General features: G+C 47.0%; 15 protein-coding genes. 14 read left to right on the top strand and 1 reads right to left on the bottom strand.

The genetic code is table 11. The annotated features are described in order from the left end of the window. The first annotated feature begins 8 nt into the window (after positions 1 to 8). From ACHA8N_RS09390 to ACHA8N_RS09330, 13 genes are all read left to right on the top strand, one after another. Positions 9 to 500, top strand: coding sequence for a thioredoxin family protein (locus tag ACHA8N_RS09390; protein WP_131973235.1), 492 nt, complete (start codon positions 9 to 11; stop codon positions 498 to 500). Continuing rightward, entirely contained in the window at positions 493 to 1,272 is a 780-nt protein-coding gene (locus ACHA8N_RS09385) for a phosphatidylserine decarboxylase (RefSeq protein WP_393965511.1), read from the top strand. The genes ACHA8N_RS09390 and ACHA8N_RS09385 overlap by 8 nt, the downstream gene beginning before the upstream one ends. A gap of 56 nt (positions 1,273 to 1,328) precedes the next feature. Then, positions 1,329 to 2,678, top strand: a complete 1,350-nt coding sequence (locus ACHA8N_RS09380) for an ArsB/NhaD family transporter (protein WP_393965510.1) — start codon at positions 1,329 to 1,331, stop codon at positions 2,676 to 2,678. Between the two features lie 151 nt (positions 2,679 to 2,829). After that, entirely contained in the window at positions 2,830 to 3,414 is a 585-nt protein-coding gene (locus tag ACHA8N_RS09375) for a YqeG family HAD IIIA-type phosphatase (protein ID WP_026829034.1), read from the top strand. Between the two features lie 140 nt (positions 3,415 to 3,554). Further along, positions 3,555 to 4,661 carry a ribosome biogenesis GTPase YqeH gene (gene yqeH, locus ACHA8N_RS09370; protein WP_026829033.1) on the top strand — a complete coding sequence of 369 codons (1,107 nt, stop codon included), beginning with the start codon at positions 3,555 to 3,557 and terminating at the stop codon, positions 4,659 to 4,661. After that, entirely contained in the window at positions 4,661 to 5,446 is a 786-nt protein-coding gene (aroE, locus tag ACHA8N_RS09365) for a shikimate dehydrogenase (RefSeq protein ID WP_147511930.1), read from the top strand. The genes yqeH and aroE overlap by 1 nt, the downstream gene beginning before the upstream one ends. 1 nt (position 5,447) lies before the next feature. Further along, a complete protein-coding gene (yhbY, locus tag ACHA8N_RS09360) occupies positions 5,448 to 5,741 on the top strand; it encodes a ribosome assembly RNA-binding protein YhbY (RefSeq protein ID WP_012369671.1) in 294 nt (97 codons plus the stop codon). Then, entirely contained in the window at positions 5,738 to 6,307 is a 570-nt protein-coding gene (locus ACHA8N_RS09355; protein ID WP_147511929.1) for a nicotinate-nucleotide adenylyltransferase, read from the top strand. The genes yhbY and ACHA8N_RS09355 overlap by 4 nt, the downstream gene beginning before the upstream one ends. After that, positions 6,297 to 6,872 carry a bis(5'-nucleosyl)-tetraphosphatase (symmetrical) YqeK gene (yqeK, locus tag ACHA8N_RS09350; RefSeq protein ID WP_393965509.1) on the top strand — a complete coding sequence of 192 codons (576 nt, stop codon included), beginning with the start codon at positions 6,297 to 6,299 and terminating at the stop codon, positions 6,870 to 6,872. The genes ACHA8N_RS09355 and yqeK overlap by 11 nt, the downstream gene beginning before the upstream one ends. Continuing rightward, positions 6,869 to 7,216 (top strand): ribosome silencing factor, encoded by a 348-nt coding sequence (gene rsfS, locus ACHA8N_RS09345; protein WP_014969755.1) that lies wholly within the window; start codon positions 6,869 to 6,871, stop codon positions 7,214 to 7,216. The genes yqeK and rsfS overlap by 4 nt, the downstream gene beginning before the upstream one ends. Further along, entirely contained in the window at positions 7,216 to 7,944 is a 729-nt protein-coding gene (locus tag ACHA8N_RS09340; protein ID WP_393965508.1) for a class I SAM-dependent DNA methyltransferase, read from the top strand. The genes rsfS and ACHA8N_RS09340 overlap by 1 nt, the downstream gene beginning before the upstream one ends. A 189-nt stretch (positions 7,945 to 8,133) precedes the next feature. Beyond that, entirely contained in the window at positions 8,134 to 8,751 is a 618-nt protein-coding gene (locus ACHA8N_RS09335; protein ID WP_393965507.1) for a helix-hairpin-helix domain-containing protein, read from the top strand. Then, positions 8,751 to 10,910, top strand: coding sequence for a DNA internalization-related competence protein ComEC/Rec2 (locus tag ACHA8N_RS09330; protein WP_393965506.1), 2,160 nt, complete (start codon positions 8,751 to 8,753; stop codon positions 10,908 to 10,910). Before ACHA8N_RS09335 ends, ACHA8N_RS09330 begins: the two co-directional genes overlap by 1 nt. Before the next feature lie 35 nt (positions 10,911 to 10,945). Here the strand turns inward: ACHA8N_RS09330 and ACHA8N_RS09325 are convergent, their stop codons facing one another. Further along, the gene (locus ACHA8N_RS09325) at positions 10,946 to 11,107 is read right to left on the bottom strand and encodes a YqzM family protein (protein ID WP_012369678.1); all 162 of its coding nucleotides are present in this window, start codon (positions 11,105 to 11,107) and stop codon (positions 10,946 to 10,948) included. 102 nt (positions 11,108 to 11,209) lie between these two features. Here ACHA8N_RS09325 and holA point away from each other — a divergent pair, with 102 nt between their 5' ends. Continuing rightward, positions 11,210 to 12,211: a DNA polymerase III subunit delta gene (holA, locus tag ACHA8N_RS09320; protein ID WP_393965505.1), complete on the top strand. Its 1,002-nt coding sequence runs from the start codon at positions 11,210 to 11,212 to the stop codon at positions 12,209 to 12,211. Positions 12,212 to 12,222 lie beyond the last annotated feature (11 nt).

Below are 12,222 nucleotides of genomic sequence, written 5' to 3'. Positions count from 1 at the left end.
GGGATATTGTGTCGAAGAAATCTAACCGTGTAAAACCAACAAAAAAACCGCAGTCGAAAGCTAACTGGATTACAGCTGGTGTGATTGCGCTGATCGTCTTGATCGGGGCAACGATGTTACTGTTTACGGATCGAGAGGATTCTGCATCGAAAAACGGAAACTTAACGGCCGGTCAAGTAGCGGATAAGCTGAAGTCCGGTGATGAATTTTATACGTATTTTTATCAGACGGGATGCGTACACTGTGAAAAAGTAAAACCGTATTTAGTACCACTCGGTGAGAAGCAGGACATTCCATTTGAACAAATTGATCTGGCAGTCGAACAGTCGGCTTGGGATACATTTGCGATCGAAGGGACACCAACTGTCGTTCACTTCAAAGATGGAAAAGAAGTTAGCCGGGTATCCGGTGAGCAGACAGAAGACGCCTACAAAGAATTTTTCGCCGGTAAAGCCGTTAAAAATTCTGAAGAAGAGTCGTCAGGTGATTTAAATGATTAAAAAATGGTTCTTTACGCAACTGTTTGAACTGAACGGCCATCCAACCGTCGCGAAACAACTGCGCCGCTTTGCGATGAGTCCGATCAGTCGACCGCTGATCCAACCTTTCGTCAAGATGTATGATTTACAGATGCAAGAGGCAAGTCAGCCGCTTGAATCGTATACGACGTTACATGAATTGTTCGTTCGAAACTTAAATGAAACGGTTCGTCCGATTGATCGGTCAGAACAAGCGGTCGTCAGTCCGTGTGACGGTGTCTTATCCGTTGTCGAGGATTTGACGGAAGAAAGTCGTTTTACTGTCAAAGGGCAGACGTATTCGGTTTCCGAACTGCTTGGTTCGCACCATGAAGCCGATCACTACATCGGGGGGCGGGTATTGATTTTTTACCTCAGTCCGCAAAATTACCACCGTGTTCATGTACCGATTGACGGGACAATCCGGACAAGTTATACGCTTGGACGTGATTCGGCACCGGTTAATGATCTGGGTCTTTCTTATGGAAAACGACCGTTGACGCGGAACTATCGTCGGGTCACCCGTATCACACATGGTGAACACGCGCTTGAACACGTCATGGTTGGTGCCTTGAATGTGAATACAATCGTCCGGACGAATCAAAATCGAGAAGTTAAACGGGGCGACGAGTTCGGTTATTTTTCATTTGGTTCAACGGTCGTCTTGATTTGTCCGAAAGATGCCATCACATTAGAAGAGGACATCAAAGGTCCGGTTTTGATGGGGCAACGCATCGGTTATTGGAATTCATGAATGAAGACGCTCCCGTCACGAAGGGAGCGTTTCGTCATGCTTAGGAGGAATCTGTCATGCAGGTTTTAATGTTTACGGAAGCATCGAGCTCGTCGCTTCAAATTTACGGGGCCTTATTCATTTTTTTAGTAACCTACGCTTTCATCATCAGTGAAAAAATCAGCCGGGCCATCGTTGCGTTGTTAGGGGCTTTGGCGATGGTGATATTCGGTATTGTCCGTTTGGAATCTGCCTTGTTTGAATATGTCGAATGGGGAACAATCGTCTTATTGATCGGGATGATGATTTTAGTGACGATTGCCAATCAATCGGGACTGTTTGAATATATCGCGATTCGAGCGGCGAAACGGACAAAGGGAGATCCGGTAAAAATCTTGTTTTTACTGTCCGGATTGACGGCACTCGGATCTGCCTTTTTAGACAACGTCACGACGGTTCTCTTGATCGTTCCGATTACGTTTTCGATCACGAAGGTCCTGAAAATCAAACCGTTTCCGTTTTTATTGGCGGAAGTCTTATTCGCTAATATCGGTGGAACGGCAACTTTGATTGGTGACCCTCCGAACATCATGATTGGAGCGGCCAATCCGCATTTGACGTTTAATGCCTTTTTATTGAATTTAGCACCTGTGATTGTGTTGATTACAATCGTGACGATGGGTATTTTGTATATGATTTTCCGGAAACAACTGCACGTGGAACCGGAAGATCAACAAAAATTAATGGAAATCGACGAGAACAGCTATATTATCAGCCGTAAGTTGGTCATGCGCAGCAGCATCGTCTTGTTAAGTACGATTGCGCTGTTCATCATTCATCCGTTACTGAGTCGCATCGGTCTTCATTTGGAAGCACCGGCAATCGCGATCCTTGGAGCGACCGTCTTGATGTTGCTGACGATTGAAAACAATCACCAACTGGAAGAAGTATTCGCCCGTGTAGAGTGGACGACAATCTTTTTCTTCGCTGGACTTTTTATCTTAGTAGGTGGGATTCAAGAAGTAGGAATCATCCGCTTCTTGGCGGAAAAAACGATCACGTTGACAGGAGGAGATATCCAGACGACAGCAACAGCTGTTCTTTGGTTATCCGGAATTGCCAGTGCGACGATCGATAATATTCCGTTCGTAGCGACGATGATTCCTTTAATCAACGATGTTGCAACAGGAATCGGTTTGTCGCCAGACAGTCAACAAGTCGACGTGTTATGGTGGTCCTTGTCGCTTGGAGCATGTCTTGGAGGGAATGGTACATTGATTGGAGCATCAGCCAATGTGATTGTCGCTGGATTAGCCACACGGAAAGGGGAGAAGTTCACATACGGACGATTTTTACTTTACGGTGCCCCGATCACTATCGTAACGCTGATTATTTCACAACTTTATTTATGGATCCGCTATTATTGAACAGAAATTACGAAACGGAAGAGACCTGTGCTCTTTCGTTTTCTTTTGGTCGTCGCTCTATCAAATGGATTGTGCTATAATCGAACGATAAGAACATAACTGTTTCTTAAACTTAACTATAGAGCTAGACCATTATCTGGAGGTTTTCTTCTTGTTTAAACGACTTTATCCAAAACATTTTGTGGCGTCGATTTATGATATCGACTTAGAGATGTTAAAACGAAACGGTGTCAAAGCAATTTTGACGGATCTTGATAATACACTTGTTGCTTGGAATATTGCCGATGCTCCAGACGAATTGGTGTCATGGCTCGATATGGTGAATAACCAATATGGATTTGACGTCATCATCGTCTCGAATAACAACGGCGATCGAGTCAAGAAATTTGCGGATCCACTTGGCTTACATTATATTGCACCGGCCCGTAAACCTTTACCGATTGGTTTCAAACGCGCGTTGACGGAATTTGGTTATCACGCGAAGGAAGTTGTTTTCCTTGGAGATCAACTGTTTACGGATGTGTTAGGCGCAAATTCAGTAGGTATCGAAGTAATCCACGTTCAACCCGTCGTCAAGACAGACGGTGTCGTCACAAAATTTAATCGCTTGATGGAACGGTTGATTTTCCGTCGGATGAAACGTAAAGGAATCTACAAATTGACGCAACGTGTCAAAGAAGATCCGGCAGCGTTAAAACACCCGATTGAAACACTCCGTCAAGATAAGCAGCAATGACCCTGTCATACCGGTAGATGAAAGGATAGGCAGCAGTCGCAACATGTACGGCGAAAGGTCGGAAGTTACGCTCTTGGAGTGGCGTGCAGGGCGCTACGTTGAATAGAGAAGGGAAAGTCCCGATGCGGCTCAACACACACATGGAAGAAATCAATTGCGCAGGCTGTGGTGTCGCGATCCAAACAGAGGATCCAAAAGCACCTGGTTATGCGCCTAAATCTGCACTTGACCGGGAAATGGTCATTTGCCAACGTTGTTTTAAACTGAAGCATTACAACCAAATTCAAGACGTCGCATTAACGGACGATGATTTTGTCAAAATCTTAGATGGAATCGGTCAAAAAGATGCATTAGTCGTTAAAATCGTTGATATCTTTGATTTTAATGGAAGTTGGTTACCGGGATTACACCGTTTTGTCGGAAAAAATGATGTCCTGTTAGTCGGCAACAAAGCCGATCTGCTACCGAAATCACTTAATCCGAACCGCCTGATGAACTGGATGCGTCAAACGTCAAAAGAACTTGGATTGCGTCCAGTCGATGTCCATCTGATCAGTGCGAAAAAAGGACATGGTGTGGATGAATTGGCAGAGAAAATCGATTATTACCGCAAAGGACGCGACGTCTACGTCGTCGGCTGTACGAACGTCGGGAAATCGACATTAATCAATCAGGTCATCAAACGATTCGGGGAAGAAGAAGAGGCTGTCATCACAGTCAGTCACTTCCCGGGAACGACACTTGATTTGATTGATATTCCGCTGGACGATAACTGTAACCTGTACGATACACCAGGTATCATCAATCATCACCAAATGGCACATTATGTGGATGCAAGAGACTTGAAATTAATTACGCCGAAAAAAGAAATCAAGCCGCAAGTATTCCAAATTCATCCACAACAAACGTTGTTCTTCGGTGGCCTTGCTCGTCTAGATTACATGGAAGGCAACAAACGGTCATTCGTCATCTATATGTCAAATGACTTAAAAGTACACCGGACGAAGCTCGATAAAGCAGACGATCTGTATGCGAATCATAACGGAGAATTGTTATCACCGCCGAATGAGAAGACGCTTGAGATGCTTCCGCCGCTCGTTCGACACGAGTTTAGTCTACGCGATAACATGAAAACAGATATCGTTTTCAGTGGACTCGGTTGGGTTGCAGTTCACGGAAAAGGCGGACGAGTTGCTGCCTATGCACCAAAAGGTGTCGCTGTCTCATTACGTGAGGCGCTCGTCTGATGCAATTTGCTGTCATCGGTCATCCGATTGCCCATTCGCTTTCACCCATGTTGCACGAAACATGGCTGAAGGCGGCTGGGCTTTTCGGTTGTTATACTACGATAGACGTTGCAGTGAATGAGTTGGAAGCATTCGTTCAGAAGGTAAAAACTAGACAGTTGGATGGAATCAATGTAACGATTCCCCATAAGTCGGCCATCATTCCGTTTCTCGATCGTCTCGAGCCGGCAGCCGCACGGGCTGGTGCCGTCAATACCGTCTATTGGGACGGGGATGAATTGGTCGGTGCGAATACAGATGGAACCGGGTTTGCGCGTGCACTTGCGACGCGAACGAACGCGATGAACAGTTTAGTGATTGGGGCAGGCGGAGCGGCACGTGGCATTATTCCGATGCTTCCCGGTCGCGTCACGATCATGAACCGGACGAATCAGACAGCTGAGCGTGTTGCAACCGAATTTGGACAATCTACTGTTCCATGGTCGAGCACACTGGATTTGACGCCGTATGATGTCATCATTAATACGACTTCTGTCGGGATGGCTCCTGGCATCGATCAGACACCGATTGAATTGACAGCGACGACAGCCTTGATTTGTGATATTATTTATCGACCGACCCCGACCCGTCTCTTGCGGGAAGCGACCGCAAATGGGCTTGATACACTAGATGGTGTTTTGATGTTTGTACTACAAGCGGCTGAAGCGTTTGAACGCTTCACCGGTCATAAACCTGACATCGCTCTCGGCGAACAGGTGATTAGAAAGCAATTGGAGGAATTATAATATGTTAACAGGTAAACAAAAACGGTATTTACGCGCGACGGCTCATGATTTAAGCCCGATTTTCCAAGTCGGAAAAAATGGTGTAGGGGAAGCGATGTGTGCGGACTTGATGGACGCGCTCGAAAAACGTGAACTCTTAAAAGTTCAAGTGTTACAAAACTGTGCCGATGCACCAAAAGATGTCGCGGCTGAACTCGTTGACGGGACGAACGCAGAACTGGTTCAAGTCATCGGGAAAGTCATCGTTCTCTACAAGGAATCGAAAGAGAATAAGACACTTCAATTACCACGATGAAGATTGGGTTGATGGGTGGAACGTTTGATCCGCCGCATATCGGTCATCTGTTGATTGCCGAGCAGGCGAAAGAACAACTCCAGTTGGATGCGGTTTGGTTTTTGCCGGCAAAGCTTCCGCCCCATAAACAATCGACAGGAACAAGTGCGGAGAAGCGGCTTCAGCTTGTTGAAGCGGCGATCCAGTGTAATGAAGCCTTTTCTGTCTCGGATATCGAGTTTGAACGGGAAACGAAATCGTACACGTTTGATACGATTCGTGAACTGAAAGACCGGTATCCCGAACATGACTTCTTTTTCCTGATTGGTGCGGATTCGCTCGTGAGTCTAGGGACGTGGTACCGGGCGGACGACTTGTATCAAGAAGTCCGGTTCGGTGCCGTCGCACGACCGGGGAGCCGCTATCTGATTCCGGAGGGAGCGCAAGTCACGGCAGTCGATATGCCGTTGCTTGAAGTCTCTTCGACCGATATCCGTCAACGCGTGGCGAGAGACCGCAGTATCCGTTATCTCGTACCGGAACCGGTCCGACAATTAATCGAGGAGTGGAAACTCTATGCGACTTGAAGAAGCGAGACGAATCATTGAGGAAACATTACCTGCCAAACGCTACATCCATACGCTCGGAGTTGTCGAGACAGCCATTCAACTGGCCCGGCGATACGGGGTACAAGAAGAGAAGGTTGCCTTGGCAGCTATGCTGCATGACTATGCCAAATATCGGAATGTATCCGAGATGCAGACGATTGCAGTGGAACTCGGTTTGAATCATTTGCTTGAGTATGAGGATGAATTGTTGCATGCGCCTGTTGGGGCTGAACTCGTCAAGCGGGAGCTTGGCGTCGAGGACGTCGAGATTTATCAAGCGATTGCAAACCATACAACGGGTGCACCCGGTATGCCTCTGCTCGATCAAATCATTTTTGTGGCGGATGCGATTGAACCGAATCGCCAGTACCCCGGTGTGGATCAGCTTCGAGAGATTGCGCAAGAAGATCTCACACAAGCTGTCATCGCCACACTTGGACAGACGATCACATTTTTATGTAAAAAACAAACAGTGATTTTTCCGCTGACGATCGAGACATACAATGCGTTCATCACGGAAAAACGAAAGGGGACCGTCCTATGACAGTCGAACAAGAATTAAAATTAATCGTAAATGCAATTGATGATAAACGTGCCGAGGACATCGTCGTACTCGACATGTCGAAGATTTCACCAATCGCAGATTACTTCGTCATTTGCGAAGGAAACTCGGAGAAACAAGTTCAGGCCATCGCGCGTGAAGTGAAAGAAGTCGCCCATAAAAACGAATTGCCGATCAAACGACTAGAAGGAATGGATGCGGCACGTTGGGTCCTCGCTGACCTTGAGAATGTCGTCGTCCACGTCTTCCACCGGGATGACCGTGACTACTATAACCTTGAGAAATTATGGGCAGACGCACCTAAAGTAGAAGTCGAGATCGACTAATGGCGTACGAACAGTTTGCGTATGTCTATGACGAACTGATGCAGGATGTCCCTTACCCCGAGTGGGTCGCTTGGGTGCTCGAACAGGTAGAACCCGGTAAAAAGATTGCGGATATCGGTTGCGGCACAGGAACAGCAACCTTGTTACTTGCCGACCATTACGAGGTCACCGGCGTCGATTTGTCGGAAGAAATGCTTGAAATCGCCCAAGAAAAGGCAATGGAAACAGACCGTCACGTTGCGTTTTGGGTGCAGGACATGCGGGAACTCGAATTACCGGAACCTGTTGATGCAATCACGATTTTGTGTGATTCATTAAATTACTTGCAAACCGAAGCCGACGTCAAGCAGACGTTTGACAGTGCGGCCCGTCTTCTGACAGACGGTGGGAAGTTGCTGTTTGACGTACATTCGCCGTACAAGATGGAAACGTTGTTTAACGGCAAGACGTACGCCACTCATGCGGAACAGAGTTCGTATATTTGGTTCGCGGATCCTGGTGAAGCACCGTTATCGGTCGTTCACGAATTAACCTTCTTTATCGAAGATGAGGACGGGCGGTACGATCGGGTTGACGAGACACACCATCAACGGACGTATCCACCGGAACAATACATCACGTGGTTACGTGAAGCCGGTTTCCGTGTGCGTGCCGTGACGGGTGATTTTACGACAGATGCTCCGACGGAAACAGCTGAACGAATCTTTTTTGTCGCTGAAAAATTATAAAGTATCGAACCATCAACGGATATCCTGTTGATGGTTTTTTTTATGTTGTTTTGGATTAGAAAGACAGATGGTTTGATCAAGGAGAACAAAAACGGGCGTAGGGAGAGGAACATCATTGGATAATGGAGGTTAGTCCTGTTCAGAACAGGAGGAAAGATTGCTACAGTCGAAGGGACAGGAGGGATACAGATGACGATTCCACGCTTACAACAAGTGGCAACGATGGCAGTTGTTCTCCTGCTGCTCGTTGTCTTATTCGTTCCGCTGCCTTCATGTTCAAATGAGGCACTAGTTGAAAAACCGGCAATCGTTGAACGAGAACAGGAGGCACAGGCAGAAGACCGTTCAGCGGATCAGACACTGGTCCAAAAAAAAATCATGGTTGATATCAAAGGGGCGGTCAAACGACCCGGTCCCTACAGTTTTCGACTCGGTGATCGAGTTCAAGATGCCATTAAACGTGCAGCAGTGACTGCAGAAGCAGACATCAAACAACTCAATCTGGCAGCACGTTTAATCGATGGTCAGGAAGTGATTGTTCCGACTAAGAAAAAGACCAAGGCATTAAAGAAGGCAGCAACGGAAAAGTCTGAACAAGCGGAAGTGCCGAAAGGATTGCTCGATTTAAATGCAGCGACTGAAGATCAACTATTGGAAGTGCCGGGGATTGGTCCTGCGAAGGTCAGTGCGATTGTAAAATACCGGGAAGAAAAAGGTGGTTTTGCAACGTACGAGAATCTCGGGGATGTGAAAGGGTTTGGACCTAAGACATTGGAAAATCTGAAAGCTTATCTTATCGTCTACTGATGCCGCTGTTGCCTTTGTTTTTTATGATCGGGCTCATCGCCTTAAAAGAATCCCTTTGGCTGGTCACAGTCTGTTCGATAATTCTTGTATTGAGATCTTGGTCGATGTCGACGTATTCTGTTTTATCGCTCGTAGGACTGACTGTCGTGTTTTTACTAAGTATGAAGACAGAACAGCCTATCGCTCCAATCACGGTCATCGATATTTTGGACGCGAAGCAGAATGGGGACAGGATTCGTTATCTCGCGGAATTCCAAAACAAGCAAATCGTTGTCGCAGCCACATTGGATGAAAAAACAGATCGCGACTATGAGCGAATCGGACAACGTTGTGAAGTTGAGTTGGAAGAACGACCGGTATTGCCCCGAGTCAATCTGGGCGGGTTTGATGAAGCCCGTTGGATGCGGGTTGAACAGTTACAAGGGAAATATGATGTCGCACGGTGGGGAGAGTGTTCCGAGACGCCAGGATTCGAAGCAAACGGACGGCGTATTCGTCAGCAGTGGATGACGCGGATCGAACAACTTCCCATCAAACAAGCACTGTATGTGGAAGCCTTAGTATTAGGGGAAGATCGTTTAATGGATCAGATGACGATGGAGCGTTTCAAAAAGTTCGGTTTGCTCCATGCGATTGTCATCTCCGGTTCACATATTGCGTTTTTGATTGTAACGATGTTATGGCTTTTAAAAAAACTACGGTTGACGCGGGAGCGGAGATTTGAATTTCTATTGTTGACCCTGCCGTTATATGGATGGTTGACGGAGTGGAGTGCTCCAGTCACACGTGCGGTGTGTGTCGCCATGGTATTGTTATTCTGTCACAGGATTAACCGGCGACCTGATCCCTTATTGGTCGTTGGTTCGATTGGAGCGCTTCAATTGGCGGTCTCGTATACTTATCTATATGACGTTGGGTTTCAACTGACCGTCGGATTGACGATATTCTTATTACTGTCCCGCAAGATGTGGGAAACGATCAAACGTCCCTGGAACTGGTTGTTGATTAGCCTTTGGGCTCAAATCATGACAAGTCTTGTCCTGCAATTAGCCCAACAGACGGAGGTTTCCCTTTGGTCACCGCTGTTAAATTTGATTGTCGGAGGATGGATTGAGTGGGTGATTCTACCGCTGTCTTTCCTTGTCAGTGCAGCCGTGCTGATTCCGTCGTCTGATAATCTAGTCCACCTGCATGGTCAGGCTACTTCATTTTTGGATCAAGTATTGGCTGGGGCTGAAAATTTACCCGTCCCGACGGTTGCCGTTCATCTTTTTTCGCTCCCTGTGTTTCTTGTAGTGACGGGAACAGTCTTTGCAGGCTGGTGGTTGGCCGAACACAAATGGTACGGACATTTGGTACCTCTTGTCGGGCTGCTCGTGGCAAGCATCTATATGGATCAGCAAACGCCGGAACAAATCACCTTTCTTGACGTCGGACAGGGCGACAGTACCATCATCGAAAAAGCGGGAGAAACGTTTGTCATCGATACCGGAGGGGCGTTCTCTTTATCGATCCGTCCTCCTTTAAGACCGTTCGATCCGGGTGGACAAATCGTAGCCCCGTTTTTGAACACACGGGGAGAAACACACATTGAAGGATTGGTCGTCACACATGCAGACCATGATCATATCGGCGGCTTGCTAGGTGTATTGCGAAAAATTCAAGTGGACACCATTTACATGGGACAGTTCGACAATCAAGATCCAAAACGGCACGCGTTGATTGAGCAGATTGAAGCGACAGGAACAAAAATTGAATACATTCGTTCAGGACAGCAGATTCGTCCCTGGCTCAAGGTGTTGGCTCCTGCAGCAAGCGAAGAAGAAGAAAATGACCGGTCGGTCGTGTTACTTGCCGACATTGCCGGGAAGCGCGTCTTATTGACAGGAGATGCGAGTATTGATCAAGAGGAGACATGGTCTGTCCAAAGAGTCGATATTTTAAAAGCGGGGCATCATGGTTCGAAAACGTCAACCGGAGAACAGCTTTTGCAGAAAACGGATCCGAACCTGATCATCATATCAGCAGGACGAAACAACCGGTATGGTCATCCTCATGCAGAAGTACTGGAGCGAACGAGGAACCGGACGGTCATGCGGACCGATCAATCGGGAATGATAACTTGTTCTGCAACGGGCTGTGAACCTATGCTAAAATAAAAAACAGCAACCCCCCAAGGTTGCTGTTTTACTGATTATAGGCTTAAGAATTTAATTACAACGCCAATGATGAACAAGACTGCGAAAAAACCGAACGATGCGCCAAAACCGACCGCTGAGTCAAGCGCGTCATTACGTTTTGACTGAATATCGTTTTCAAACGCATTCTCACTTGGTGGACGTACTGAATGTGCCATGCTGCATTCCCCCTAAAAATAGATTCCGCTTCTAGTATAGCGGAATAAAAGAGGATTATCTATGATGAAGTTAAGAACAAACTGTGAAATGTGGTGGGGAAGATGAAAACACCTTGGCTTGTCAACGGAAAACTGGCGAACCTTTATTTATTATATGGAACGGAACGACACCTTTTGGAAGAGTGGGAACGTGAAATCGTCAAAGCTGCGTTGCCGGATGGTGAACGCTTTGATTACATGAAGATTGATTTAAACGATCAACCCCTCGATGCGGTACTCGATGAAGCGGAAACGGTTCCTTTTTTGAGTGATTACCGTGTCGTCATCGCCAAACCGGCGACTTTTTTGACCGGTGTAAAAGATAAGAAAACGCATAATGTGGAACGATTGGCCGAATACATCGTTCAGCCCGCGGACTATGCAGTTGTCGTCTTGATTGTCGAAGCGGAAAAACTGGATGAGCGAAAAACGATCGTCAAACGGTTAAAAGACCGGGCTGTCGTACTCGAAGCAAAAAAACCGACGACGGAAGAACTGTTTCGTTTCGTGATGGATGCTGTCAATGACAAAGGGTACCGGATGGAACGGCCTGCCATCGAACGATTGATTTTCCTGACGGGTGAGATGTGGGCGACGCTGACACGTGAACTGGATAAACTCATGCTCTATGCCGGAGATCATTCGACGATTGAACTGGAAGATGTTAATTTACTGGTGCCACGGACGTTAGAGGATAATGTGTTCCAACTGACGGATTATCTAATGAAACGACAACTTGAACCGGCGATTCGATTGATTCGCGATCTCGAAAAGCAGGGACAGGAAGTGTTGGCGTTACTTGGTCTGATGGCACGACAGTACCGGATGATGTTGTTGTCCAAACGTCTGGCAGAACAAGGGTACGGGGAACGGCAAATCGCGTCCAAAGTCGGGGCGCATCCATATGCGATCAAACTCGCCCTGCAGGCTGGTAAACGATTTACGTTCGCGCAGCTCGAACAAGCATTGGTCGCAATCACGACGACAGACGAGGGTATGAAGACGGGCCGAGGGGACAAACGGATCTTGTTTGACGCCCTGATTGTCCGGCTCGCTACATTATAGGAGGCAGAGCA

It is taken from the genome of Exiguobacterium sp. S22-S28 (assembly GCF_043359615.1).
Lineage (GTDB): Bacteria > Bacillota > Bacilli > Exiguobacteriales > Exiguobacteriaceae > Exiguobacterium_A.
The sequence above is the reverse complement of the archived record's forward strand: the minus strand, read 5'-3'. Positions and strand labels throughout refer to the sequence as shown.

Excerpts from the sequence above, each read along its gene's own strand:
- aroE (WP_147511930.1), top strand. The coding sequence starts at position 4,661 with ATGCAATTTGCTGTCATCGGTCATCCGATTGCCCATTCGCTTTCACCC.
- ACHA8N_RS09385 (WP_393965511.1), top strand. The coding sequence starts at position 493 with ATGATTAAAAAATGGTTCTTTACGCAACTGTTTGAACTGAACGGCCAT.
- rsfS (WP_014969755.1), top strand. The coding sequence starts at position 6,869 with ATGACAGTCGAACAAGAATTAAAATTAATCGTAAATGCAATTGATGAT.
- holA (WP_393965505.1), top strand. The coding sequence starts at position 11,210 with ATGAAAACACCTTGGCTTGTCAACGGAAAACTGGCGAACCTTTATTTA.
- ACHA8N_RS09335 (WP_393965507.1), top strand. The coding sequence starts at position 8,134 with ATGACGATTCCACGCTTACAACAAGTGGCAACGATGGCAGTTGTTCTC.
- ACHA8N_RS09325 (WP_012369678.1), bottom strand. The coding sequence starts at position 11,107 with ATGGCACATTCAGTACGTCCACCAAGTGAGAATGCGTTTGAAAACGAT.
- ACHA8N_RS09380 (WP_393965510.1), top strand. The coding sequence starts at position 1,329 with ATGCAGGTTTTAATGTTTACGGAAGCATCGAGCTCGTCGCTTCAAATT.
- yhbY (WP_012369671.1), top strand. The coding sequence starts at position 5,448 with ATGTTAACAGGTAAACAAAAACGGTATTTACGCGCGACGGCTCATGAT.
- ACHA8N_RS09340 (WP_393965508.1), top strand. The coding sequence starts at position 7,216 with ATGGCGTACGAACAGTTTGCGTATGTCTATGACGAACTGATGCAGGAT.
- yqeK (WP_393965509.1), top strand. The coding sequence starts at position 6,297 with ATGCGACTTGAAGAAGCGAGACGAATCATTGAGGAAACATTACCTGCC.
- ACHA8N_RS09355 (WP_147511929.1), top strand. The coding sequence starts at position 5,738 with ATGAAGATTGGGTTGATGGGTGGAACGTTTGATCCGCCGCATATCGGT.
- ACHA8N_RS09330 (WP_393965506.1), top strand. The coding sequence starts at position 8,751 with ATGCCGCTGTTGCCTTTGTTTTTTATGATCGGGCTCATCGCCTTAAAA.
- yqeH (WP_026829033.1), top strand. The coding sequence starts at position 3,555 with ATGGAAGAAATCAATTGCGCAGGCTGTGGTGTCGCGATCCAAACAGAG.